Source organism: Oribacterium sp. oral taxon 102, from assembly GCF_013394775.1.
Taxonomy (GTDB): domain Bacteria; phylum Bacillota; class Clostridia; order Lachnospirales; family Lachnospiraceae; genus Oribacterium.
Genome location: NZ_JABXYT010000001.1, coordinates 710,231 through 733,375, shown reverse-complemented (window position 1 = coordinate 733,375; position 23,145 = coordinate 710,231). Strand labels below are relative to the sequence as shown.

The window sequence follows — 23,145 nt, the reverse complement described above, 5'->3', positions numbered from 1 at the left end:
GATATTTTCCATGAAGTCGGAGTGATCTCCCTCTGTTCTTCCCCATAATAACTCTTCGTTTCCGCTTTGTACATAACAAAGTCTTTTCGAATTATTACGTAATTCTTAAGCTTCTTTTTAAGGATTTCCTAAGAATTGATTGTATTGTAGCATTTTCCCCTAAAAATGCAAGTGATTTATTCTCTGTCTGTGGTCTCATTTTCGGCTGATTTCGACAAATACCGGATATCTTCTGCCTCTGTGAGGACACGTAGCTGATACTGCGCAATCTGCTGTAGCATCCCCCAGGCGTTCTTCTTTTTTATATCCCTGCTTAATCAGCTCCGCATTATGTGTTTCCAAATTAGAGAGCACTGTTAACTCTGAAATGGAAGCATAGTCACGAATATTGCTATTCTTTGCCAAATCCGGATTTGCATCACGCCATGCTTTTGCAGTACATCCAAAAAGCACCACGTTCAACAAATCTGCTTCATCTGAATAAGCAAGCCATTCCTTGTCTTTCCTGTAATTATTCCGGGGCAGCACATATCGTTTTACCGCATCGGTATGAATTAGATAATTACTTTTTGATAAAAATCTTTTTGCACTCCACTCCAGTTTAAGCCGATCATTTTCCTCATTCTTTAGCCTCTGATATTCTTTCAGCAGATAAAGCTTAAAAACAGGACTGATTGCAGAACCAAATTCAAAGGCAATATCCTTATGCGCATATGTGCCACCGTACCTTCCAGCCTGTACATATATGCCAATTGCATTTGTACGCTCAATCCATTCCTTCGCGCTGAGAGTAAAGGTATGCAGACCAGCTTCACTTTTAAAGTGGTCGAATTCGACCACTTTAAAATCGACATTATACATGAGCTCCCATGTTCCAAGAAACTCCAAGGTTGCACGCGTTCGCAGCCAGTTTTTTATCACATCTGCCGCCCTTATATCATCGGTGCGTGCTTTCGCCATATCTGTCAGGCTGATATAATCTTTTTGATCAATGTACAGGATCGTCACCGGAACATTCTGCACAGTTATAAGCGCTGTCTTTTTCACCGATTTTATCCCGCCTTTCTTTTCCGATCGAGTCTCCTCAAATAATAGCGTCAAAAACGGCTCTCACTTACCCTTCCCGCGCCCGCAGGCAGATCCAGCTCACGAGCAGGACGAGCGGCAGGACGAAGGGCACGGCGAAGTTTACCAGCGCCTGCACGCTGTAGGCGCAGAGCGCGATCGCTGCGGCGCGGGAGGCTGCGGCACGGTTCCGGAGCAGCTGCCGGATCGTGCAGAGCAGCATGCCGAGATAGGAGAGCATCCCGGAGAGACCGACCGTCAGGAGGAGGTTCAGGTACTCATTGTGTGCATTGTCGAACATGCCGTAGCCATAGGCATTCATCAGCGCCCGGAAATGATCCATCGTTATGATATAGTAGGTCTCGGGGCCATAGCCGAGCAGCTTCTGCCAGAGCGGCATTTCCCTGAAGAAATAGTCAAGTGCCATCGACCAGGCGAGCCCTCTCCCGGTGCCCCAGCTCCGGTTGAAAATCAGGAAGCCCCTGTAGGGCGCCCAGAGCGCAGGGTGTCCGCCTCTGTTGGCGTCCCAGAGCACGAAAATGACTGCGGCAGGCCCGATGAGAAGCAACACCCAGAGCATACGGCGCAGAAGCCGCAGGAGCGGGTCTCCCTTGTCTGCCGTCCTCTGCCCGTCTCCTCCCCGGAAATGCTCCATGGCGGAGAGCCCGAGAGACAGCAGGAGAAGCCCTCCTGCGAGATAGCCGGAGAGCGCCGTCCGCCCGATCCGGAGCAGCAGGCCCATATCTCCCTCCTGTGCCTGCAGATACAGCCCGAGGGTCGTGACCCAGCCGGAGAGCCGCATTGCCGCGAAGAAGACGGCAAGCACGAGGAGGTAGCGTCGAAGCTCGTCCCGCGTCCGGAGGAGGAGGAGCGGAATCGCTGCCAGTGCCGTCCCCATGGAAAGCACCGCATTGTCGCTCATCCCCATAATCGTGGCAGCAGCGCCGATTGCTGTGCCGAGGAAGGGGAGCAGCCGCGCTCTCCAGTCCGATTCGAGGATGAAGAGCACTGCCGAGAGCGAGAACGCGAAGCCGGTCAGCGCGGTATAGGAATTGATATTTCCGATGGACGAGGCGAAGGTCTGCTGCGCGCCCCAGTCCTCCACCTCCCGGAAGAAGCCGAAGAGATCCCTGTGGAAAAAGTCCGTCATGCCCCAGAGCTCGAGCAGGAGCATCGAAGCCAGAAAGACGGAGAGATGCCAGCGGCGGAAGCGGTACAGCCGCGTAAGCATGCAGTATGCGCCGAAGAGCAAAAGCCACATCAGCACGCCCATGTTCCGCCCGAGGCTGCCCCACCAGGTCTCATAGGGATAGCCGGAGAGCGCCATGGAGAGGAGATGGATCAGGAGGAAGGCGGCGAAGAACCTATCTGTTCCCGAGAGGCGCTCCCAGAATGCACGGCAGCGCGGCAGCACCCCTGTTTTCGAAGCGCCTGCGGCTTTCCCTGATTTCGGGAGCTGCCCCGCGCCGTCTGCGGCTTTCCCGCCGGTCCGCCGGTACAGGAGCGCGCCCACCGTAAGAAGCAGGAAAAGGAGCGTCAGCTTCCAGAAAAAGCCGAACTTCGCCGAGAGGATGTCAAAATAATAGCCCTTCCACTCGATACCGAAGCTCGCTGCGATATCGCAGAGGAAGCCGTATCTGGCATAGAGCGGGAAGATGCCGAGCATGAGCAGGACATAGAGCTCTGCCAGCTTCTCCGCAAGTCCTGCCTTCTCTCCCTTTTTCCCTGCTGCTCTCATGTCCTCTTCTCCTCTTTCCTTCCTCAAAGCAGGGCAAATATCCCGCTATGTCATCCTCTACTCGACGATAGTCCCCGGTCCGTTCCCGTCATTCGCTCCCGCAGCAGCCGTACTCCCGCCCGGGCTCACGGGCGCAGCCGCGGTCGTCGTCGTGCTCGTGCCCGGACGCGGCGCTACGGTCTCCGGCTCCGTCGTTCCCGGCGTGCGGTCTCTGCCGCTCTCCCTCTGGCTGTTCGCCGGATCCGCGGCGGTCAGCTCCGCTTCCTTCGTCGTTTCCTTCGCCGTGCTCTCCTTCGTACTGTTCTTCCCGGAGGCGGTCGTTTCCCGGATGATATTGCCGTCCGCATCGATCAGATTCCCGTTCCGGTCTGTCTCGTGCGCTCCGCGGCTCCCCTCGATGAGGTTGCCGTCCGCATCCGTTTCATACGGCAGTCCGGACTTCCTCGTCGTCTCGATCACGTTGCCGAAGCGGTCGGTCTCCGACTCCTTATGCGCCTTGCTGCTCTCTGTTCCGCCCTCCTCGGCAGCCTTCTTCGCGCTCTCCGCCTCACGGCTCTCCTTATCCGCCGCCGCCTTCTTATCCGCCGCGGATGCCTCCGCGCTGGACTTGTAATTGCCGCTGTCCTCGGCGATCTTCTGGCTGTAGGTCCAGACCGCGGAGGAGGGGTTATAGTTCATGTCATTGAAGAGAAAGGCGTGCAGCGCCGTCACATTCGAGGCGAGCGTCGTCGGAATGACGCAGTCTCCCTTCTTTCCCATCATCTGGGTCTTCAGGTCGGTCGGGAAGCCGGTGCTGCCGACGATCGTATAGCGGCTGACGCCCTTCGCGAGCTGCAGGATATCGCCCGCATCCATATTGAAGGAAATCTGCGGCAGTACGGTATTGATAATGGAGGTCAGGGTCGCGAGATCCGCCTTCTTCGCCTTGTCCAGAAGCTGCTGGATGATCGCCCGCTGCCGTTCTGTCCGCTTGAAGTCGGTATCCGCGTGCCGGAGCCGCGCATAGGCCACTGCCTGCAGCCCGTCGAGATGCTGCTGCCCCGTCTCCTTCAGATAGTGCGCCGCCGGATTCTTCGTGATCCCCGCCTCAAGCGCGGTCTCCGTGATATAGGCGTTAATCTCCTTGAGCTCCCCCTTCGTCACGTCCGCCTCGACGCCGCCGAGCATCTCGACCGTATCATAGACTGCCTTCCAGTTGAAGGTCGCGTAGTTCTGGATGTCGAGATCCAGATTCCGGTTGAGGGCGGAAACCGCACCCTCCGGCCCGCCGATGGAATACGCCTCGTTGATCTTCGCGTAGCGCTTGCCGGTATTCAGATAGCTGTCCCGGTAAACAGACGCCATCTTGATCTCGCCGCTTCCCATGTCAATGTTGACGATGATCTGCACGTCCGCGAGCGCACCCTTGCCGAGGTTTCCGTCACGGGAATCGACACCGAAAACCGCTACCGTCCAGTAGCCCTTCATCTGCTGCTGCTTCGTGATATCCAGATTGGTATTTCTGACCTTCTGCACATCGAAGCCCAGATCCTGCGTCATATTCATGTAACGCACTACGAAGCTGATACAGAAAATGACGACCAGCGTCAGGAGCTCTACGACTGCTATCAGAAGAATGCGGCGGAGGCTCTTCTTTTTCTTCGCCGTCCTGCGCACCCGCTCACGCTCGACCTCCGCGCTGCCCTCCTGCGGAGAATTGATCCGCAGGATATCAGGGGACGCCTGCCGCGGCTGTTCGCTGCCGAAAGCCGAATATGTCCCGGAGGGCTCGCTGTTCCATGCCGTCACACGGCGCGGCTTCGCCGCATGCTCCGGAGCGGACGCCTGCGCCGCATGCCCGCCGGCGGAACGGTCATAGCGCTTCTCTGTATCCTGCGGCGGGAGCCCCGCAGACTCCGACATGCCGCTGTAGGGGCGTCTGCCCCCCTTGTTATGATCTAAAGCCATAGATTTCCTCTTCTGTAATCAGTAAGCGTTTTTATTCACAAAGCCTTTCCATACTGTCATAAACAGGATTCGGATGTCAAGTCCCATCGTCCAGTTTTCGATATACCAGAGATCGTAGCGCACCCTCTCATGGATCGAGGTGTCCCCGCGCAGCCCGTTGACCTGCGCCCAGCCGGTCAGCCCCGGGCGCACCTGGTGCTTGACCATGTAGCGCGGGATTTCCTCCTTGAACATCTCGACGAACTGTGTCCGCTCGGGCCGCGGTCCCACGAGGGACATATCGCCCAGCAGCACATTGAAGAACTGGGGGAATTCATCAATGGAGGTACGCCGGATGAATCTGCCGATCCGTGTCACCCGCGGATCATGGGGCGTCGTCCAGCCCCTCCTCTCATCCTCCGGACTCTGCTGCACCATGGAGCGGAACTTATACATCATGAAAGGCTTGTTATGCAGCCCGACCCGCTCCTGCCTGAAGATGATCGGCCCCGGCGAGCTCAGCCGCACGCAGATTGCCGTGAGCAGCATGAGCGGGCTGAAGAGGAGAATGCCGAAGAGCGCGCCGGCGATATCCACCAGCCGCTTCATCAATGCCTTCTGCGGCTCGGTCAGCGGGACATTCCGGATATTCACGACCGGAAGCCCGTCCATATCCTCCGGCACCGGTCTGGAATGGATGACATTCAGATAGTCCGGGATGAACTTCGTATGCACGCCGGACTTCTCACAGACCGAGACAATGCCGGCAAGCTTGCCGTATGCCGCGAGCGGCAGGGTAATGACGATCTCGTCGATGGTATTGTGCGAGAGCAGCCCCTCGAGATCCGAGATCCGCCCGATCACACGGATATCCCGGTAGGCACTGCCGCACTCGGTCAGGTCGTCTACGATGCCGTAGATGTGATAGCCCCAGTCCGGATTTCTGCGGCAGGCGTCGATGAAGCGATCCGAGACATCCGAGAAGCCGACCAGGATGATGTGCTTCTGATTGAAGCCCCGCCGCCGGAGGTTCGAGAGAAGGAAGCGGATGCCGAAGCGCTCCACCGTGAGCAGCACGGTATTGAATACCGCGAAGGCGGCGATCATCCGCGTACTGAAGTTGCTGAAATAGCCGGATTTCCGGAAGATGAAGAGCACCGAGGTGATAAGCAGGAGCCCTGTGAGATTCGACTGCAGGATATGCCAGAGCTCCCGCCGTTTCGAAACCGTCCGCTTCGGGACATAGAGCCGGAAGATCCAATAGAGAAGCAGGTAGGCAGGAACGATCGGCAGGAGAGCAGTAAAATAAACCCGGGCAGGAAGGACGCCGTGCCCCTCCGGGAAGATCCGGGTTTTTATCAAGATATACCACGCCAGCAGGTAGGAGAGTGCCAGCGTCAGCGCGTCCAGCAGAACATGAAGCCGGTTCAGTTGTTTTTGCATATCCTTAATCATGCTAAGGATTATACAACAGTTACAGGGGCATGAAAATAAAGGAATTCTTAAGAAAGAGGAGTGTCCAGCTTCGTTACGGCATCGATCAGAGAAACTGCCTGCCCGTTCACGAGCATATCGCGGATACGCCCGATGTCCTTCTCATTCATATGCGTCTTCCCGAGATACTGCTCATAGTCCCGGGAGAGGCGGATCGCGCGCTCCTTCTCGTCCCGCTCCAGCTCTGCGCGGAGGGACTGCGCCTCCCGCAGCTTCTCCGCAAGCTCCTCCGCCCGCGGACGGCCCGCTGTCTCGATCTCATCTGTAATGATATTCTTCGTCACACTCTCGAAGGTATTCTGCGCACTCTGCTTCTTCGCGATGACCTCGCTGCGGTCCTGCTGTCCCCGGGCAAGCTCGTCGTCATACTCCTCGAGATGATAGCCCTCCTCGCTGGCATCGCCCCGAATCCCCCGGATAATGCCGCGGATGCTTCGCCGGTTCAGCCGGATCCGCTTCCGGATCTCCTGCCCCTGCCGAAGCGCCGCAGCATGCTTCCCATTGGTGCGGTTCCCGATCAGGACATAGAGCCCGCCAAAAAAAAGAATATCCACGAGATAAACCGCCGAGAACCAGAGCATCCGTCTCTCCGGAAGCAGGAAGAGGTAGATGCCGATCGGAATCACTGCGAAGAAAAACAGAAAGGCGAGCAGCAGCCCCAGGAGCTCCGGGAGGCTGCCCGGGCGGAAAAGCGTGTAGAACAGCCCCGTCCGGCAGAATACCGGCGCGCCGTCCTTCTTCAGTATCGCCGCGAGCTGCCGCCGAAGATCCTTATTCTCCTGCCGGAGTTCCTCCGTCTCTGCAGAGATCCGTCCCTTGATCCCCTGGCTCTTCGCCCTGTCCCTCTGCTGCTGCACTCTCCTCAGCTTCGTATCGATCTGGGAAAGCTGGCGGTTATAGGTCGCCGCGATCTCCTCTCCGCGGGCGCGAACCGTCCGCTCGATCTTCTCCCGCGTTTCCCTCCGCAGCGCCTCCAGATCCCGCTCGAGCTGCTTCTCCTGCTCACGCTGTGCAGACAGCCTCTCCAGTGCCGTCTGATACTCTGCGACCGCAATCTGCGCGTCTGTCAGAAATGCCTGTGGGTTCTCCAGCTCCTGTCCCATACCATCTCCCCTTTGCCCAGGATACAAGCTATCCTATATACAATGTGTTTCAGTTTACCTGTTTTTTTTTAATAAATTATGAACAAAGAAATAAATTTCCATGAAACTTGCAAAAGCCTCGGGATTCGTATATATTCGTAACAGCTTCAGCTAAGCCATAAAGATCTGCTTAGCTGAACCTGTCAGATATATTCCTGAGAAAATTGAGAAAAGCAGCGAACAGACTGTGAGAGAGGGGGCTTCCATGTTTCGAATGAGCGGCGCACTATATCAGGACGGAAAACTGCTTCGGAGCTGCGTCTCCCGGCAGTCCGGCGGACTGTCCCGGACGCAGAAGGTCTTCGCTGCCCTGCAGGAAATCTGCGAGTATCTGGATCTCGCCGTACCGATCTGGCTGGAGAGCAATATACGGGAATTTCAGCAGAAGAGCAAAACGGACTTCCGCGCAGACAGCTTCGTTGAGCCAATCCCCTTTGCCCTTCTCCGGATCGAGGTGATCGAGGAATAAAGAAAAGAGGGCTGCGTCGAAACGATACAGCCCTCTTCCTTACGCTTAAAGCTCCGCCCTCCAGAGCCCATGAAGATTGCAGTACTCATATGCCGCTGTCGGCTCCTCTCCCTCTGCCAGCGCAAACACTGCGCAGGGCGCCTCATTCGGCTTAAGGTCTCTCTTCTGGTACCCCTTGTTCGTTTCCAGGATAATAAACCGGATATAGTGTGCGTCAAGCATAGGATGCGCAGCCGAGCCGACTCTCACGGTCACCGTATTCCCGCTCCGCTCCAGCACCGGAACATGCTTCTCCTGCGCCGCATCTGTCGTATTCGCCGTGAGCTCCGTCATGGTTTCCCCGCAGCATACCGGCGTCACTGCCGTCTTCTCCGTCAGAAAGGTAATGAAATTGCCGCAGCGGCTGCATCTGTAGAATAACATCGTGCTCGTCCTCCTTCATGAAATAAGACTTCCCTGTGCGAAGAAGCGTTCTCCTGCGCGCTTCTTTGTACAGACTATAGCATTCCTTACGCTATATTACAATCCCGTCCGACAGGATGCCGCACTACAGAAGCCCCCAGACTTCCCAGAGATTTCCAAGCTCCGCATCCGGCAGGATGCCGCTCTCATTCGGCAGCCGCTTCGGGTTGTACCATGCAGCACGGATCCCATGCAGCACACCGCCCCGGATATCACTCGTGAGGGAGTCGCCGACGAGCAGCATTTCCTCCGCCGGAACGCCCCTCAGTGTGCGGAAAATATGCTCGAAGAAGCCATCCGTCGGCTTCTCATAGCCGATCCGGTCGGAAATGAAGGCGCCGTCCAGAATTCGATCCAGTCCGGAATTCCGCAGCTTCCGCTCCTGTGCGGTCAGCGTACCGTTGGTTGCGGCGTACTGCCGATAGCCGCGCTCCTTCAGCCTCCGCAAAAGCTCTCCCGCATCGTCCATGAAGACGCAGGTATCGCCGAGACGCCGCTGATATTCTTCATTGAACGCCGCGGCGCGTTCTACAGGGAACCCGCATTCCGCGAAGAAATCCTCGAATCTCCCGATCAGCGCCCGCGGCTTCTCGAGCTCGCCTCTCTCCAGCCGTTCCCAGCAGCGCCGATTGATCTCCGTGTAGCGCCGAAGCAGCTCCTCCGTGAGCGCCCCGAAGCGCGCCGTTTCAAAACAGGCTGCGAGCGCCGTGCGCTCCGCAGCCTGAAAGTCCAGCAGGGTATTGTCGATATCCCACAGAATCGTCGTAATCATATCCGCTCCTACAGCCGCTTCCGAAGCTCTGCCGAGAGCGCCTCATAGCCCGGCTTCCCGAGGAGCGCGAACATATTCCTCTTGTAGCTCTCCACGCCCGGCTGGTTGAAGGGGTTCACGCCGTTCAGATAACCGGAGACACCGCAGGCAAACTCAAAGAAGTAGAAGAGCTCTCCGAGATGATATGCGTCCTGCTTCGGGATCTCCACCACGAAGTTCGGAACCTGTCCGTCCGTGTGCGCGAGGATGGTACCGTTCATCGCCGACTTGTTGACGAAGTCTACGGTTTTGCCGGCAAGATAGTTCATGCCGTCGGTATCGACCGGCTCCTCCCGGAGCACGAGCTCCTCCGGGGACTCTTCGATATTGAGCACCGTCTCGAACATGATGCGGGAGCCGTCCTGAATGAACTGCCCCATAGAATGCAGGTCTGTCGTCAGATCCGCCGCGGCAGGGAAGAGGCCTCTCTGATCCTTCCCCTCGGACTCTCCGAAGAGCTGCTTCCACCATTCGGAAACATAATGCAGGCTCGGCTCATAGTTCGCCACGATCTCCACGGACTTGTTTTTCCGAAGCAGGATATTGCGCGCCGCGGCGTACTGCAATGCGTCATTTTCCTCATACGGTGCGTGCAGGCAGTTCTCTCGCATCGCCGCCGCGCCTGCCATCAGCGCGTCGATATCTGCGCCGCTCGCCGCGATCGGCAGCAGTCCGACCGCAGTAAGCACGGAGAAGCGTCCGCCGACATCATCCGGCACCACAAACTCCTCATAACCCTGCTCGTCCGCGAGCTGCTTGAGCGCGCCCTTCGCCCTGTCTGTCGTCGCGTAAATACGCTTCGCCGCCGCTTCTTTTCCGTACCTCTCCTCGAGCAGCTCCTTGAAAACGCGGAAGGCGATCGCCGGCTCGGTGGTCGTTCCGGACTTCGAGATAATATTGATGGAGAAGTCCCTCCCCTCGAGAAGCTCCGCGAGATTCCGAATGTACTTCGAGGAAATATTATTCCCCACATAGTAGATCTCCGGCGCATTCCGCTTCTTCCGCGGGAGCTCATTGTAGAAGCAGCTGTTCAGGAATTCATTGGCTGCGCGCGCGCCGAGATAGGAGCCGCCGATGCCGATCACGAGCAGAATCTCCGAGTCCCGGCGGATCTTCTCCGCCGCCGCCTTAATGCGGGTGAACTCCTCCTTATCATATTCTGCCGGAAGGTCGATCCAGCCGAGGAAATCATTTCCGGCACCGCTCCGCTCCAGCAGCGTCCTCGCCGCATTCTCGGTCTGCGCCTTGAAATTCCGAAGCTCCTCCTCGGAAATGAACGGTCTCGCCTTCGTTACATCAAACTTTACTCCACTCATCTTTTCCTCCTCCGTTTCCCGTGTTTGTGAAAAGAATAACATCAGAAAAAGCTTTTTTCAAGCATAATCAAACCTTGCAACGACCGCCTCCGTCAGCCGCACGCAGTGTGCGATCGCCTGCCTTTCGAAGCTCGGGTAGTCCAGCAGCGCAGAATTGTCTGCCTTGTCCGAAATCGCACGGATAATGACGAAGGGAACCTGATTCTGCGTCGCGACCTGCGCGATCGCCGCCCCCTCCATCTCGACGCATCTCCCCTGAAAATGGCGGCGTATCCAGTCCTTGGTCTCGGCATCAGACACGAAGCGGTCTCCGCTGCATACCCTGCCGATAAAGGTATGGATCTCTCTGTTGATGCGGCGGTTCTCCTCCTCCACCGCGGCGATCAGTCTGCCGTCCGCCGGGAAAGCGAGTCTGCCGACCCGCGGGATCTCCCCGAGTGCATAGCCGAAGCCCGTCGCATCCACATCATACTGTACCGCATCCTCCGAGATGACGATATCTCCGATGTCGATCGCCGGATCCAGCGAGCCTGCGATGCCGGTATTGATGACACAGTCCACCTGAAAGCGATCGATCAGAAGCTGCGTGCACGCACCCGCATTGACCTTGCCGATGCCGGAGCGAACCAGCACCGCCTCCCTGCCGGAAAGCTTCCCGGAGAAGAAGCGGAGCCCGCCCCTCTCCTCTTCTGTCCCCTCCGAGAGCGCCTCTCTGAGACGGCTGAGCTCCTCCTCCATCGCGCCGATGATTCCTATTTTCATACTCTTCCCCCCTGCGGCGATACGCCGACTATCCCGCGGTCTCGCAGAGCACCCGGAGCACCGCCGAGACCCCGTTTGCGGCATCTGCGTGCGCCATCGTCTCTCTGTACATATCCCGTCTCTCATATACGGCACGCACCGCCTCCGGCAAAAGCCCAGCCTCCCTCTCCAGCGCATGCTGATCGAGCACGAGGCTGAAGCCCTGCCGCTCGAAGGAGCGGGCATTGAGGATCTGATCCCCGCGGGATGCCTCCAGCGGGAGCGGGATCAGGATATTCGGCTTCCGGAGCGCGAGCAGCTCACAGATCACATTGGCGCCGGCACGGCTGATGACAAGCTCTGCCATCGCATATACGTCGCGAAGCTCCTCTGTCAGGTACTCGTACTGCCGGTAGCCGGGACGGCCGTCCGGCGATGCTGCGAGATTCCCTCTGCCGCATAGGTGGACAATATCGAAGTCCGCGAGCAGCGTATCCAGATTTTTCCGCACCGCTTCATTGACCGCGACCGAGCCCAGACTTCCGCCGATGACCATCAGCACGGGCTTCTCCCCGGTGAAGCCGCACCTACGGAGCCCATCCTCCCGGCTCCCCCTGAGGAGCTCCTCCCGGATCGGAGAGCCGGTCAGCACCGCCTTCCCCGCGGGGAGCCGCTGCACCGTCTCCGGGAAGTTGCAGCAGATCCTCGACGCGCAGCCGAGCGTCAGCCGGTTGGCGAGCCCCGGCGTCATATCCGACTCATGGCTCACTACGGGAATATGCAGGAGCCGTGCCGCCCAAACGACCGGAACCGCCACGAAGCCCCCCTTCGAGAATACGAGATCCGGTCTCCATTCCCGAAGGAGCCGCCGTGCCTGAAAAACGCCCCGGAGCACCCGGAACGGATCCGTCAGATTACGAAGATCCCGGTAACGCCGGAGCTTCCCGGTATCGACGCTCCGATAGGGAACGCCCGCCTCTGTGAGCAGCCTCCGCTCGATCCCGTCATGGGAGCCGATGTAGCGGATCTCACAGCCCATCTCCCGAAGCCGCGGCAGCAGGGCGAGATTCGCCGTCACATGCCCGGCGGTGCCGCCTCCGGTCAGTACGATTCTGTGAAGGCTCATCGAAGATATTCCCCCATCCGCGAAGAGAGTGCCTCCCTTTCCTCCGCCGTGGACTCTCCCGGCTTCCAGAGCAGCAGCTCCTCTCCCGCGCCGTAGCGCGGGATGATGTGCAGGTGGAAATGCCGCACGGTCTGTCCCGCTGCTTCTCCATTGTTCTGCACGAGGTTGAAGCCCGCCGCGCCGAGTCCTGCCTTCATTGCCCTGCCGATCCGTGCGGCAAGCGGCAGCACCTCCCGCGCCGTCTCCGTGTCCAGCTCTGTCAGATCCGCGTAATGCTCCTTCGGGATAAGCAGGACATGCCCCCGGGTCGCCGGGCTCAGATCGAAGATCACGCGGAAGCGCGCATCCTCATAGAGCGTCGTCGACGGAATTTCTCCGTTTGCGATACGACAGAAAATACAATTTTGCTCTCTCATATGTTATACTCCTCATTGTTATATCATTTCTGTTGTCCCGTCAGATGCCGGATCTTCCGCTCGTGTAAACACGGCGGCTGTTCCGGCGTGCTACCGCGTGCATAAGTCCCTCACGGCACTCCGCTGCTTTCGCAGCTTTCGTGCCGACAACAGCAATTCGCAAATCGCATCGCTCTCTTCGTTCGCGCTGCTTTTTTGCTCATCCCTGTTGTCCCGTCAGATGCCGGATCTTCCGCTCGTGTAAACACGGCGGCTGTTCCGGCGCCTGACGGGGGACTTATACACTGATTATACTTTCTCTGCTGAGATGAAACAAGTCTTGACCGCAGGTATTCGGAGGTGAATCATGTCTGCTATCCCCAAGGATCCCTTTCTGCTCCTGAGCTTCCTGAATTTGAAGCTGCGGGACTGCTATCCGAGTCTCGATGCGCTCTGCGAGGATCTCGAGCTCGACAGAGTGGCGCTTACAGAGAAGCTCGGACAGATCGACTATCACTATCAGGCGGAGCAGAATCAGTTCCGCTGATTCGGGAAGGGAGGAACGATGCGTTGTTTGGTACAGAGGGTGCGCGAGGCGAGCGTCACCGCAGAGGGCGAGCTGCTCGGCTCGATCGGGAGGGGGCTTCTGCTCCTGTTAGGGGTGAGTGCCTCGGATCATGAGAAAATCGCCGATCAGATGGTGCGAAAGGTACTCGCCGCACGGATCTTCGAGGACGCGAACGGCAAGACCAATCTGAGCCTCGCGGACGTCGGCGGACAGCTCCTCGTCGTCAGCCAGTTCACGCTCTACGCAGACTGCCGGCGGGGAAACCGCCCCAGCTTCACGGGGGCAGGCGCTCCGGAGCACGCCGAAGCGCTCTACCGGTACTTTCTCGAGCGCTGCCGCGCGGAAGCAGGATCGGTCGAGGCAGGACGCTTCGGCGCGGATATGAAGGTACGGCTCCTGAATGACGGCCCCTTCACCCTGCTCTATGACTCGGAGGAGCTGGGTTACCGCTAGCTGTCCGGAGCGAAAGAGCCGCCGAAGAGGGCATGCCCGCAGGCAGCCCTCTTCGGCGGCTCTTTCGCATCCGTATCGAACGAATGATCTACACTTTGATTTCCTCGATGCTGTCCGCAGTCGCGACTCTCTGCCGGAGGGAATCCGAGAAGTTCAGCACGACCTCTCTGCCCTTAAGCATGTCCGCCTGCTTCAGCAGCTCTTCGTTCCCCGCGGTCGTAAACCTGAATTCCGTATCCTCCGACGCTCTGAGATAAATCACGCCGTCTTCGACCTTCTCCACCTTTCCCCTGATTCCGATACGCTCCGCCGCCGGATCCTCCTCCATGTCCTCCGTGCAGATCCGGAAGCAAACCGGATCCTTCGTCAGCTCGCCGAGGTAGCTGATCTGGGCATAGGCTCCCGGCTTCACGCCATCCTTCGTCACTGTCGTCTCATACGGCGCACGCGCGAAGGTGTAGCTCTCCCCGAGGAAATCCTCCTCCGTCACAGATGCTGTATCCTTCGTCTCCGGAGCGCCCTCTTTCCTCTCATCCAGAAGCTCCCGCACCGTAATGCTCTTCTCATCCACTGCCTCAATCCTACCGTAAAGCGTGCTGTTCTCCGTGTAGCCCTCGGTCACATACTCGAACGGAACAGATACGACGACAGACCTCACCGCCATCCCGTCCACCGGATCCTCTCCGTCATAGCCGATATCTACCTGATCCCCCGGCATCAGCTCCCACGCCTTGCTTACCGCCGCGCCGGAGATATCGAAGCTCATAGACTGTCCGTCATCCAGCTCTACAGAAAGCGTATCTCCTGCCAGCTTCTGCACCGTCGCCGTCAGCACGCTCTCTCCGACCGCCTCCGAGGACTCGATCTCAGCGCTTCCGGCAGCCGTGGACTCCACGGACTCCGCGGGAGCCGCCTTCTTTCCGCAGGCAGCGACGGTCATCGCCAGCATTGCCGCCATCCCTATCATTAAAATCCTTTTCATCTTCTCTCCTCTTTACTCCGGCTCATTCCGGATTCTTCTGCCGTTTTCGACCTCGAAAGCTTACCACCGTTTCCCGAAAATGTCTCGTCTTTCCGAGAATATTCCGTCTTGTGTAATCATTTCCTAAGAAAAAGGCACTATACCTTTTCCTGACGGGATCCGCTCCGCCTCCGGCAGGCATCTGCGCGTTCCGGCGCTTCATAGAAGCTCGTACCCTTCAGCGCATCCGGCAGATACTGCTGCTCCACCCAGTGCCCCGGATAATCGTGCGGATATTTGTAACCGATCCCCCGCCCGAGCGCCGCATGCCCCCGGTAATGTGCATCCTGCAAATGCGGGGGGATAGGCAGACTGCCATGCTTCTTCACCGCCTCCTTCGCAGCATAGATCGCCGTGGTGCAGGCATTGCTCTTCGGCGCAGAGGCGATATAGCAGACTGCCTGCGAGAGGATCAGCTCCGCCTCCGGCAGCCCGACCCGTTCCACCGCGAGGAAGGCACTGGTCGCAACGCAGAGCGCATTCGGATCTGCATTCCCCACATCCTCCGATGCACAGATCACGATGCGGCGCGCGATGAACCTGATATCCTCTCCGGCATAGAGCATACGGGCAAGGTAGTAGACCGCCGCATCCGGGTCGGAGCCGCGCATCGACTTGATGAAGGCGGAAATCGTGTCATAATGGGCATCTCCGTCCTTGTCATAGCGCAGCGCCCGCTTCTGTATGCACTCCGCTGCGACCTCCGTTGTAATGTGAATCTTCCCATCCGCGGCGCGCTCCGTCGTCAGCACGGCAAGCTCGATCGCATTGAGTGCTGCGCGGGCATCTCCGTCCGCTGCCCGTGCGAGAAACTGCCGCGCCTCCGCCTCCATAACGGCATGATACGCTCCCACACCTCTTCGGCTGTCCGAGATCGCCCTGTCCATAAGCACACCCAGATCTTCTTCGGAAAGCGGCTTCAGCTCGAAGATCCGGGAGCGGGAAAGCAGCGCGGCATTCACCTCGAAGTAGGGATTCTCTGTCGTCGCCCCGATCAGAATCACCGTGCCGTCCTCTACGAAGGGCAGGAGGTAGTCCTGCTGCGCCTTATTGAAGCGGTGAATCTCATCCACGAAAAGAATGGTTTTTCGCTGATAGCCGCCGAGATTGTTCTTCGCCCGCGCGACCACCTCCTCCATATCCTTCTTCCCTGCAGCCGTCGCATTGAGCTGGCAGAAGTCCGCCTTCGTCGTATGCGCAATCACCCTCGCCAGCGTCGTCTTGCCGGTGCCCGGCGGTCCGTAGAAGATGAGGGAGCCGAGCTGATCCGCCTGAATCGCCCGGTATAGCAGCCTGCCCTTCCCTATGATATGCTGCTGTCCGACGAGCTCGTCCAGCGTCTCCGGCCGCATCCGGGAGGCAAGCGGCGCTTCCTCCGCCTTCTTCTGTTCAGCCATGTATTCAAAGAGATCCATAGCCATTCCCATCCTTCTGCGAAAGCCGCTGCGCTTATGCGCCCCGCAGTCCTTCGCGATCCTTCTGCCCCCCCGATTTCGGATCAGGGGAGCCTTCTGCCTCTTAAGCGCCCTTTCTTCGGACACTATTCCGTATCTGTAGTTTTCGGCAGCGTGAGGAACAGAGTCATCAGGTATTCTCACCTGCCGAAGCTTGTCAGCCGAGCTTTTTTCTCCATTCCTCCCGCAAAAGACCATACATACAGGCATCGACGATGCCTCGATTGCTGTAATCTGCCTGTCTGCGCGTTCCCTCGTATCTCAAACCGCATTTTTTCATTACATTCCCCGAATTAGGGTTATCCGGATCATGCTGCGATTCGATTCTGTTCGCTCCGACCGTTTCGAATAAATACGGAATAATGGCGGAAAAGGCTTCACTGGTAATCCCCCGATGCCACCACCTGCTGCCGATACAGTAGCCGATATGAAGCATATTCAGCCGTTCGTTTCTGTCTACAACAGAAATAGAGCCGACAGGCTCCCCAAGCTCCTTGAATTCGATTGCCCATTGGTAAAAATCTTCCCTTTCGCTGTTTGCCGCCCATTCCTCCAGAACCCTTCGAGTGGTTTCCATGTCTTTGTGCGTTGTCCAGCGAAGAAACTCGGTGACTTTATCATCGGAAGTCCAGTTGCGGAAAACGGCTGCCGTATCCTTTTCCGTGAATTTCCGAAGAATGAGTCTCTCGGTCTCGATTCTAACCGTTCCTCTGTGCTTCATCTCATTCCCCCCTGCATCCTTCACACACAGTTTATATAGCAAAAGTCCCGACGAGATCTCGTCGGGGCTTCTGCCGTATAGAGTAGTAAGGGTCGATTAAACCTGTTCGCCGAATTTAAAAAGTGAATCCAAACATGGAACCATAATACTACAATGTAGAATTTTTGTCAATGGTGGAAATCTTTTTCTGTGAAATCGCAGGAAAAGATTTCATCCTCCGGATACAGCGCCCCGCCCTATGCTTTTTCCTCCTGCAGGATCTGCCCGACCCGCTCCCGCAGTGCCGGTATTACCTCCTCCAAAAACCACGGATTCTTCCTCTGCCAGCGGAAGTTCAGCGGGCTCGGATGCACGATGGGGAAATACGCCGGCAGATATGCCCTGTAATTCCGAACCGTCTCCGTCAGATTCCGCTCCGCCCGCTTTCCCAGATAATACCTCGTCGAATAGCTGCCGATCAGGATCTTCAGCCGGAGCCCCGGCATCAGGGACAGGAGCTCTTCATGATATTCTCTGGCGATGAAGTCTCTCGGCGGGAGGTCTCCGGTTTTCCCCTTACCGGGATAATAGAAGTCCATCGGCAGAATCGCGATCCTGTCCGAATAGAAGGTATCCCTGTCGATCCCCAGCCACTGCATCAGCTTTTCTCCGGACTTGTCGTTGAAGGGAATGCGTGTCTCCTCCACCTTTTTTCCGGGCGCCTGCCCTACGATCAGGATGCGCGCCTCCGGGCTGAGCTGAAAGACAGGCGGGATTCCGCGGTCTGTATAGCTGCGGTTCCGCGGGTCAGCCTCGAGTCTTCGAATGATTTCCTCAATTTTACCAGCTTCTCCCATACTATTTCCTCCTTCGCTCCCTGCCCTTAAGCAGCTTCAATCGCAGGCGATTGCCCTGAACCGCTCCAAGCTCTCCTCACCGGAGAGGCACCACAGGGGGAGCCTCAGGCTACACCGAAGAGCTTCAGATCCTCCTCTACCGTACCGATGCCCGCGATGCCGAAGTTCTCTACCAGCACCTTCGCCACATTCGGGGAAAGGAACGCCGGAAGCGTCGGACCGAGGTGGATATTCTTCACGCCAAGGTAGAGAAGCGCAAGGAGAACGATAACCGCCTTCTGCTCGTACCATGCGATATTGAATGCGATCGGGAGCTCGTTGATATCCGAAAGCCCGAATACCTCCTGCAGCTTCAGGGCAATCAGCGCCAGAGAGTAGGAGTCGTTGCACTGTCCTGCATCCAGCACTCTGGGAATTCCGTTAATGTCTCCGAGGTTCAGCTTGTTGTACTTGTACTTCGCACAGCCTGCGGTGAGAATTACCGTATCCTTCGGAAGCGCCGCCGCGAAATCGGTATAGTAGTTCCGCGCCTTCTGCCGTCCGTCACAGCCTGCCATGACGAAGAACTTCCGAATCGCACCGCTCTTTACCGCTTCTACGATCTTATCCGCGAGGGCGAATACCTGCGCATGCGCGAAGCCGCCGACAATGCTGCCGGTCTCGATCTCTGTCGGAGCCGGACAGGTCTTCGCCTGCGCGATCAGCGCGGAGAAGTCCTTCTTCTCACCGTACTCTCCGGAAATATGCCGACATCCCGGGAAGCCTGCCGCGCCGGTCGTCCAGAGCCGATCCTTGTAGCTTGCCCTCGGCGGCACGATGCAGTTCGTGGTCATCAGGATCGGGCCGTTGAAGCTCTCAAACTCCTCCTTCTGCTTCCACCACGCATTGCCGTAATTTCCGGCGAAATGCGGGAATTTCTTAAAGAACGGGTAATACTGTGCCGGAAGCATCTCGGAATGGGTATAAACGTCGACGCCGCTTCCCTCGGTCTGCTCCAGCAGCATCTCGAGATCCTTCAGGTCATGCCCGGAGATCAGAATCCCCGGATTTTTGCGCACGCCCAGCTCTACCGTGGTGATCTCCGGGTTGCCGTATGCGCCGGTATTCGCCGCATCCAGATCCGCCATGCCCTGCACGCCGAACCTGCCGGTTTCCAGCGTCAGCGCCACGAGCTCCTCTACAGAGAGGCTGTCATCCAGCGTCTTCGCCAGCGCCTCCTGCATAAAGGCATCCACCGCCTCATCGTCCTTCAGCAGCGCATTGGCGTGCTTGGTATAGGCGGACAGTCCCTTGAGCCCATAGGTGATAAGCTCCCGCAGGGAACGCAGGTCCTCATTCTCCGTCGCGAGCACGCCTACGTGCTTCGCCGCCTCTCTGTACTCCGCCTCCGTGAAATCCGCAGTCGCAGCCTTCGGAAGGGAAGAGGTATCCGAAAGCTGAGAGAGCAGTCTCTGCTTCTCTTCCAGCGTCTTCCGGATCCGGGCAATGATTGCAGCATCATCGAAGTTCGCATTGGTGATCGTCGTAAAAAGGTTCACCGATACGATGTGATTTACCGCAGCAGAAACCTCTTTTCCCTCCCTGCGAAGCGCGGTCGTCACCGCGGAAAGTCCCTTGGTTACATAGATCAGAAGATCCTGCAGTCCCGCCGTCTCCGCCGTCTTTCCGCATACACCCTGTACCGTACAGCCCTTGCAGCCAGCGGTCTCCTGACACTGGTAGCAAAACATTTTGTTCTCCATCTTTTCCTCCTGTTTTCGACGCAATGAAGCTCTGTTCGCCGGATGCAATACGGACTCTTCGCAGCTCTCCGGCGAATCCTTGCATAGAATAACACGGATTTTATATTTTAATGTTGCGCAGGCAACATGTTTTGTCCTATACTATCTATACTATGTTTGGCAGAACAGTATCCGCGCACGAGGCGATGCAAAGGACAAAGGATACAGGCAGGAGGAAAAGAAATGACGAAGGCGGCACAGGATACGTCGATTAAATATAGGGATGTCCCGCTTTTTAAGGGGATAGCTCTCGAAAATCTGGATGCACTGCTGTTCTGCATGCGGAGCTATGTGCATTCCTATAAAAAGGGCGAGCATATCCGTCTTAGAAGCGAAAGGGGACAGCATGTCGGCATCGTGCTGAAGGGAACGGTTCACATGCTGAAGACCGATGTCTGGGGCAATGATACTCTGCTCACCTATATGTCCGAGGGCGAGATCTTCGGAGAGAGCCTCTCTGCCCTGCAGGAGGAGGATTCCTATGTCACCTTCGTGTCGAGCACTGCCACCGAGGTGCTCTTCCTCTCCTTCGACAAGGCGATCCACGTCTGCAAGAACCGCTGCGTCTTCCACTACCAGCTGATCGAAAACCTCTTCGATCTGATCGGCAGGAAGAACCGGCAGCTGATGGAAAAGATCGAGGTCACTTCACAGAGCTCCCTCCGGGAGAAGATTCTTGCTTACCTCTCCATGCAGGCGCAGAAGCAGAACAGCCGCTATATCACGCTGAGCCTGAGCCGAACCGATATGGCGCAGTTCCTCTGTACGAACCGGAGCGCCATGACCCGGGAGCTCTCCAATCTGCGGGAGCAGGGCATCATTGACTTCGATAAAAATACCTTCGTTCTGAAAAAATAAGCGAAATACTTCATTCCCATGCCGCCTGATAGCGGAGCAGCCGCTCCGACAGCACCCGGTTAAAGAACTGGATGAAGGGGCCGAGCCCCAGCGAGCAGACCACCGTACCCAGTCCCACGAGCCCCACGCCGCATCCGCCGAGCAGGAAGCCTAGCAGCGCGCAGCTGCAGTCCGTCCCCATCCGGCACCAGAAATACGGCAGCGGCGTATGATCGCGAAGTCCGATCGAGAGATAGTCGTATGGCGCAACCCCCAGATCCGCCGTCTGGTAGATCGAAACGCCGACGGAAATCACCAGCACGCCCAGCAGCACGAAGAGCAGTCGGAGCGGCATCGAATCCAGCACCCCGAAGAACGGGACGATGAAGCCCTCGTAGAAAAACTCGATAATGAAGCCGCAGCCCACGCCGTTGACCACCGTTCCCAGCCCGATATATCTTCTCCCGAAGAGGAACTGCAGGAGGAAGAAGACGGAATTCGTGATCAGATTCATGACTCCCAGCCGCAGCCCGAGCAGCGCTGCGATCCGCATATTCAGTCCGCTGATCGCGTCGATGCCGAGCATCGCTTCCTTAAAGATCGAGATGCCCATCGAAATGATAACCGTCCCCACTATACTTCCGATGATTCTCCTTGTCATAGCACTCTCCCTCTCACAACGTTTTCTCATCATAATACAGAAGTGCCGGATTGTCCAGAAGCACAGAACGATGCGATTGATGGCACCCAGGCTTTCGGCATGGAGGCAAATTAAGAGAGCCCGTCTCCACAAAGACAGGCTCTCTTTCCTCCCGGTCGTTTTCTCTTACCTCTGCACTCTCGCGCCGGCGCCGCCCATGATCGCCTCGACCTCGCTCTTCCGCGCCATGGTCGTATCGCCCGGCGTCGTCATTGCAAGCGCGCCATGCGCCGCACCATAGTTCACCGCGAGCTCCGCATCTCCGGTCGTCATCAGCCCGTAGATCAGCCCGGAAGCGAAGGAATCGCCGCCGCCGACACGATCCATAATCTCGAGCCCCTTGTAGTCCTTCGCCTTATAGATCTCACCGCCTGCCCAGCAGAGCGCCGACCAGTCGTTCACGGTCGCCGTCTTCACAGTACGGAGCGTCGTCGCCACTGCCTTGAAGTTCGGATAGGTCTTCGCCGCCTCGTTGATCATCTTCTTGTAGCCCTCGAGATTCAGCTCCTTCAGGTTCTCGTCCTGCCCCTCAATCTGGAAGCCGAGACAGGCAGTGAAGTCCTCCTCATTGCCGATCATTACATCGACATACTTCGCGATCTCCTTATTCACCGCCTGTGCCTTCTCCTGTCCGCCGATCGCAGACCACATGGACGGGCGGTAGTTCAGATCATAGGAAACGATCGTGCCGTACTTCTTCGCGGTCTTGATCGCCTCTACCACAGTTGCGGAAGCCTGCTCGGAGAGAGCGGCATAGATCCCGCCGGTGTGCAGCCAGCGCACGCCGAGCTCTCCGAAAATATAGTCGAAATCGAAGTCCTCCGGCGTCGCCTTGGAGATCGCGGTATTGGCTCTGTCAGAGCAGCCCTTCGCACCGCGGATACCGAAGCCTCTCTCCGTGAAGTTCAGACCGTTCCGGCAAACACGTCCGATGCCGTCCGTCTTCATCCACTTCACCAGAGAGACATCTACGCCGCCCTGCATCATGAAGTCCTCCACGAGATAGCCCACCTCATTATCTGCCAGCGCTGTGAGAACCGCTGTATTCAGTCCGAAGCACTTACGAAGTCCGCGGATAACATTATATTCTCCGCCGCCCTCCCACGCGCGGAAGGCTCTCGCGGTACGAATCCTGCCCTCGCCCGGATCGAGCCGGAGCATCACCTCTCCGAGAGAAACCGCATCATACTTACATTCGCTTGCTGGTCTTAAATTCAAATCCATACTATCCTCCAAATGATTTCAACGAGGCAGATGCCGGAATTCCCGACGATGCCAAAATGTATTTGTGTAAGCGCTTACGCGCCGTTTTTTGAAGTATAGCACAAGCCTAAAAAGCCTACAAGCCTAAAAACTGACGAAAGCACCGCCTCCCCAATGCAACTACCCTGCAACCATTCCGCCAAGCAGATCTTCAGACGCAGCCGTTCAGGTTGCGTCTTTCGCAATCCGCTGAAACAGAAACGATTGCCATGACCGCTGACAAGAGGATAACTGCGAAGGCCTACGAGAACTGTTCCGATCCCTCGGGGAAATTCTCCCTCCCCTGCGGAATCATGCGGAGATACTGTCCGATAAATATGCGGCGGAGCTCCCTGCACCGCTCCTCCATGCCGAGTCGGGCAGGGATCTGCCGCGTCACCTCGTCGATCTCTGCCGCGATCTTCCGAGCCAGCGTCTCGTCCTTCAGATGAAACATCCCAAAGGCGGCGGAGCTGTAGGTTCTGTCCCGCACACAGGTCTCGATCCAGAGCGCCGCGAAGCGCTCCCAGCGCTCCCGCCGCGCCTCTGCCTCTGTCTCTTCCTCGAGATCCAGCTCCGCGTAGAAGCTCTGCAGCCGCCTCTCGACCCGTCCCCGGTTCAGGAAGCTCGTTCCCATGCGCCCCTCGATCAGGATGTTCATCCATGCAGCGATATATTTCTTCTGGTAATCCTCTATTTCCGTCCTCTGCGGCTCCAAAAGCATTTCTTTTCCCTCCCGAACTCTAATGAAATACTGATATTCATGACTCCCGTGCCATGGGCACGCAGCTTTCCTGATTTCATCAAGGTTTCTCTAAAAAATCACAGTTCTTCCGCCATAACGGTC

General features: G+C 57.4%; 22 protein-coding genes and 1 pseudogene. 4 read left to right on the top strand and 19 right to left on the bottom strand.

Going from position 1 to position 23,145, the window contains the following annotated elements:
* Nucleotides 1-176 precede the first annotated feature (176 nt).
* From HW273_RS03445 to HW273_RS03425, 5 genes and pseudogenes are all read right to left on the bottom strand, one after another.
* Nucleotides 177-1,047: pseudogene (locus HW273_RS03445) on the bottom strand (KilA-N domain-containing protein).
* A 67-nt stretch (nucleotides 1,048-1,114) separates the two neighbouring features.
* Nucleotides 1,115-2,803, bottom strand: a complete 1,689-nt coding sequence (locus tag HW273_RS03440; protein ID WP_179010450.1) for an O-antigen ligase family protein — start codon at nucleotides 2,801-2,803, stop codon at nucleotides 1,115-1,117.
* A gap of 57 nt (nucleotides 2,804-2,860) precedes the next feature.
* A complete protein-coding gene (locus HW273_RS03435; RefSeq protein WP_179010449.1) occupies nucleotides 2,861-4,750 on the bottom strand; it encodes an LCP family protein in 1,890 nt (629 codons plus the stop codon).
* Between the two features lie 18 nt (nucleotides 4,751-4,768).
* Nucleotides 4,769-6,184 (bottom strand): undecaprenyl-phosphate glucose phosphotransferase, encoded by a 1,416-nt coding sequence (locus HW273_RS03430; RefSeq protein ID WP_179010448.1) that lies wholly within the window; start codon nucleotides 6,182-6,184, stop codon nucleotides 4,769-4,771.
* Nucleotides 6,185-6,231: 47 nt separating this feature from the next.
* The gene (locus HW273_RS03425) at nucleotides 6,232-7,326 is read right to left on the bottom strand and encodes a hypothetical protein (RefSeq protein WP_179010447.1); all 1,095 of its coding nucleotides are present in this window, start codon (nucleotides 7,324-7,326) and stop codon (nucleotides 6,232-6,234) included.
* 244 nt (nucleotides 7,327-7,570) lie between these two features.
* Here HW273_RS03425 and HW273_RS03420 point away from each other — a divergent pair, with 244 nt between their 5' ends.
* Complete coding sequence (locus tag HW273_RS03420) at nucleotides 7,571-7,834, top strand: hypothetical protein (protein WP_179010446.1); 264 nt, start codon at nucleotides 7,571-7,573, stop codon at nucleotides 7,832-7,834.
* A 45-nt stretch (nucleotides 7,835-7,879) separates the two neighbouring features.
* Here HW273_RS03420 and HW273_RS03415 read toward each other — a convergent pair whose 3' ends face one another.
* The 6 genes from HW273_RS03415 to HW273_RS03390 form a co-directional block, all read right to left on the bottom strand.
* A complete protein-coding gene (locus HW273_RS03415; RefSeq protein WP_179010445.1) occupies nucleotides 7,880-8,257 on the bottom strand; it encodes a desulfoferrodoxin family protein in 378 nt (125 codons plus the stop codon).
* A gap of 124 nt (nucleotides 8,258-8,381) precedes the next feature.
* The gene (locus HW273_RS03410; protein WP_179010444.1) at nucleotides 8,382-9,068 is read right to left on the bottom strand and encodes a YjjG family noncanonical pyrimidine nucleotidase; all 687 of its coding nucleotides are present in this window, start codon (nucleotides 9,066-9,068) and stop codon (nucleotides 8,382-8,384) included.
* A gap of 8 nt (nucleotides 9,069-9,076) precedes the next feature.
* Complete coding sequence (locus HW273_RS03405; RefSeq protein ID WP_179010443.1) at nucleotides 9,077-10,423, bottom strand: glucose-6-phosphate isomerase; 1,347 nt, start codon at nucleotides 10,421-10,423, stop codon at nucleotides 9,077-9,079.
* A gap of 57 nt (nucleotides 10,424-10,480) precedes the next feature.
* Nucleotides 10,481-11,185: a 5'-methylthioadenosine/adenosylhomocysteine nucleosidase gene (locus HW273_RS03400; RefSeq protein ID WP_179010442.1), complete on the bottom strand. Its 705-nt coding sequence runs from the start codon at nucleotides 11,183-11,185 to the stop codon at nucleotides 10,481-10,483.
* A 28-nt stretch (nucleotides 11,186-11,213) separates the two neighbouring features.
* A complete protein-coding gene (locus HW273_RS03395; RefSeq protein ID WP_179010441.1) occupies nucleotides 11,214-12,290 on the bottom strand; it encodes an undecaprenyldiphospho-muramoylpentapeptide beta-N-acetylglucosaminyltransferase in 1,077 nt (358 codons plus the stop codon).
* Nucleotides 12,287-12,706, bottom strand: coding sequence for an HIT family protein (locus tag HW273_RS03390; RefSeq protein WP_179010440.1), 420 nt, complete (start codon nucleotides 12,704-12,706; stop codon nucleotides 12,287-12,289). Before HW273_RS03390 ends, HW273_RS03395 begins: the two co-directional genes overlap by 4 nt.
* A gap of 346 nt (nucleotides 12,707-13,052) precedes the next feature.
* Between HW273_RS03390 and HW273_RS03385 the strand changes: the two genes are divergently transcribed.
* Together HW273_RS03385 and dtd are read left to right on the top strand one after the other, a co-directional pair.
* On the top strand, nucleotides 13,053-13,232 hold the full coding sequence (locus tag HW273_RS03385) for a DUF4250 domain-containing protein (RefSeq protein WP_179010439.1): 180 nt from the start codon (nucleotides 13,053-13,055) through the stop codon (nucleotides 13,230-13,232).
* A gap of 18 nt (nucleotides 13,233-13,250) precedes the next feature.
* The gene (gene dtd, locus HW273_RS03380) at nucleotides 13,251-13,706 is read left to right on the top strand and encodes a D-aminoacyl-tRNA deacylase (RefSeq protein ID WP_179010438.1); all 456 of its coding nucleotides are present in this window, start codon (nucleotides 13,251-13,253) and stop codon (nucleotides 13,704-13,706) included.
* 88 nt (nucleotides 13,707-13,794) lie between these two features.
* On the opposite strand, the gene HW273_RS03375 is transcribed toward dtd, so the two are convergent.
* The 5 genes from HW273_RS03375 to hcp form a co-directional block, all read right to left on the bottom strand.
* Nucleotides 13,795-14,688 (bottom strand): LptM family lipoprotein, encoded by an 894-nt coding sequence (locus HW273_RS03375; protein WP_179010437.1) that lies wholly within the window; start codon nucleotides 14,686-14,688, stop codon nucleotides 13,795-13,797.
* Between the two features lie 137 nt (nucleotides 14,689-14,825).
* Nucleotides 14,826-16,142 carry a replication-associated recombination protein A gene (locus HW273_RS03370; protein ID WP_179010436.1) on the bottom strand — a complete coding sequence of 439 codons (1,317 nt, stop codon included), beginning with the start codon at nucleotides 16,140-16,142 and terminating at the stop codon, nucleotides 14,826-14,828.
* A 196-nt stretch (nucleotides 16,143-16,338) separates the two neighbouring features.
* Nucleotides 16,339-16,902 carry a GNAT family N-acetyltransferase gene (locus HW273_RS03365; protein WP_179010435.1) on the bottom strand — a complete coding sequence of 188 codons (564 nt, stop codon included), beginning with the start codon at nucleotides 16,900-16,902 and terminating at the stop codon, nucleotides 16,339-16,341.
* Nucleotides 16,903-17,138: 236 nt separating this feature from the next.
* Nucleotides 17,139-17,738 carry a uracil-DNA glycosylase family protein gene (locus HW273_RS03360; RefSeq protein WP_179010434.1) on the bottom strand — a complete coding sequence of 200 codons (600 nt, stop codon included), beginning with the start codon at nucleotides 17,736-17,738 and terminating at the stop codon, nucleotides 17,139-17,141.
* A 104-nt stretch (nucleotides 17,739-17,842) separates the two neighbouring features.
* Complete coding sequence (gene hcp, locus HW273_RS03355) at nucleotides 17,843-19,480, bottom strand: hydroxylamine reductase (RefSeq protein WP_179010433.1); 1,638 nt, start codon at nucleotides 19,478-19,480, stop codon at nucleotides 17,843-17,845.
* 222 nt (nucleotides 19,481-19,702) lie between these two features.
* Between hcp and HW273_RS03350 the strand changes: the two genes are divergently transcribed.
* Nucleotides 19,703-20,377 (top strand): Crp/Fnr family transcriptional regulator, encoded by a 675-nt coding sequence (locus tag HW273_RS03350; RefSeq protein ID WP_243206736.1) that lies wholly within the window; start codon nucleotides 19,703-19,705, stop codon nucleotides 20,375-20,377.
* A 10-nt stretch (nucleotides 20,378-20,387) separates the two neighbouring features.
* Here HW273_RS03350 and HW273_RS03345 read toward each other — a convergent pair whose 3' ends face one another.
* The 3 genes from HW273_RS03345 to HW273_RS03335 all read right to left on the bottom strand — a co-directional run bounded on the left by HW273_RS03345 (nucleotide 20,388) and on the right by HW273_RS03335 (nucleotide 23,022).
* On the bottom strand, nucleotides 20,388-21,017 hold the full coding sequence (locus HW273_RS03345; protein ID WP_243206735.1) for a YczE/YyaS/YitT family protein: 630 nt from the start codon (nucleotides 21,015-21,017) through the stop codon (nucleotides 20,388-20,390).
* 165 nt (nucleotides 21,018-21,182) lie between these two features.
* A complete protein-coding gene (locus tag HW273_RS03340; RefSeq protein ID WP_179010431.1) occupies nucleotides 21,183-22,280 on the bottom strand; it encodes a sugar kinase in 1,098 nt (365 codons plus the stop codon).
* A gap of 280 nt (nucleotides 22,281-22,560) precedes the next feature.
* A complete protein-coding gene (locus HW273_RS03335) occupies nucleotides 22,561-23,022 on the bottom strand; it encodes a DUF6553 family protein (protein WP_179010430.1) in 462 nt (153 codons plus the stop codon).
* Between the last annotated feature and the right edge of the window lie 123 nt (nucleotides 23,023-23,145).

Bases quoted from the DNA above. Each gene is read 5' to 3' on its own strand.
- HW273_RS03350 (WP_243206736.1), top strand. From the start codon at position 19,703: ATGACGAAGGCGGCACAGGATACGTCGATTAAATATAGGGATGTCCCG.
- HW273_RS03340 (WP_179010431.1), bottom strand. From the start codon at position 22,280: ATGGATTTGAATTTAAGACCAGCAAGCGAATGTAAGTATGATGCGGTT.
- dtd (WP_179010438.1), top strand. From the start codon at position 13,251: ATGCGTTGTTTGGTACAGAGGGTGCGCGAGGCGAGCGTCACCGCAGAG.
- HW273_RS03390 (WP_179010440.1), bottom strand. From the start codon at position 12,706: ATGAGAGAGCAAAATTGTATTTTCTGTCGTATCGCAAACGGAGAAATT.
- hcp (WP_179010433.1), bottom strand. From the start codon at position 19,480: ATGGAGAACAAAATGTTTTGCTACCAGTGTCAGGAGACCGCTGGCTGC.
- HW273_RS03420 (WP_179010446.1), top strand. From the start codon at position 7,571: ATGTTTCGAATGAGCGGCGCACTATATCAGGACGGAAAACTGCTTCGG.
- HW273_RS03425 (WP_179010447.1), bottom strand. From the start codon at position 7,326: ATGGGACAGGAGCTGGAGAACCCACAGGCATTTCTGACAGACGCGCAG.
- HW273_RS03395 (WP_179010441.1), bottom strand. From the start codon at position 12,290: ATGAGCCTTCACAGAATCGTACTGACCGGAGGCGGCACCGCCGGGCAT.
- HW273_RS03385 (WP_179010439.1), top strand. From the start codon at position 13,053: ATGTCTGCTATCCCCAAGGATCCCTTTCTGCTCCTGAGCTTCCTGAAT.
- HW273_RS03345 (WP_243206735.1), bottom strand. From the start codon at position 21,017: ATGACAAGGAGAATCATCGGAAGTATAGTGGGGACGGTTATCATTTCG.
- HW273_RS03335 (WP_179010430.1), bottom strand. From the start codon at position 23,022: ATGCTTTTGGAGCCGCAGAGGACGGAAATAGAGGATTACCAGAAGAAA.
- HW273_RS03415 (WP_179010445.1), bottom strand. From the start codon at position 8,257: ATGTTATTCTACAGATGCAGCCGCTGCGGCAATTTCATTACCTTTCTG.
- HW273_RS03375 (WP_179010437.1), bottom strand. From the start codon at position 14,688: ATGAAAAGGATTTTAATGATAGGGATGGCGGCAATGCTGGCGATGACC.
- HW273_RS03430 (WP_179010448.1), bottom strand. From the start codon at position 6,184: ATGATTAAGGATATGCAAAAACAACTGAACCGGCTTCATGTTCTGCTG.
- HW273_RS03400 (WP_179010442.1), bottom strand. From the start codon at position 11,185: ATGAAAATAGGAATCATCGGCGCGATGGAGGAGGAGCTCAGCCGTCTC.
- HW273_RS03365 (WP_179010435.1), bottom strand. From the start codon at position 16,902: ATGAAGCACAGAGGAACGGTTAGAATCGAGACCGAGAGACTCATTCTT.
- HW273_RS03435 (WP_179010449.1), bottom strand. From the start codon at position 4,750: ATGGCTTTAGATCATAACAAGGGGGGCAGACGCCCCTACAGCGGCATG.
- HW273_RS03440 (WP_179010450.1), bottom strand. From the start codon at position 2,803: ATGAGAGCAGCAGGGAAAAAGGGAGAGAAGGCAGGACTTGCGGAGAAG.
- HW273_RS03410 (WP_179010444.1), bottom strand. From the start codon at position 9,068: ATGATTACGACGATTCTGTGGGATATCGACAATACCCTGCTGGACTTT.
- HW273_RS03370 (WP_179010436.1), bottom strand. From the start codon at position 16,142: ATGGATCTCTTTGAATACATGGCTGAACAGAAGAAGGCGGAGGAAGCG.
- HW273_RS03360 (WP_179010434.1), bottom strand. From the start codon at position 17,738: ATGGGAGAAGCTGGTAAAATTGAGGAAATCATTCGAAGACTCGAGGCT.
- HW273_RS03405 (WP_179010443.1), bottom strand. From the start codon at position 10,423: ATGAGTGGAGTAAAGTTTGATGTAACGAAGGCGAGACCGTTCATTTCC.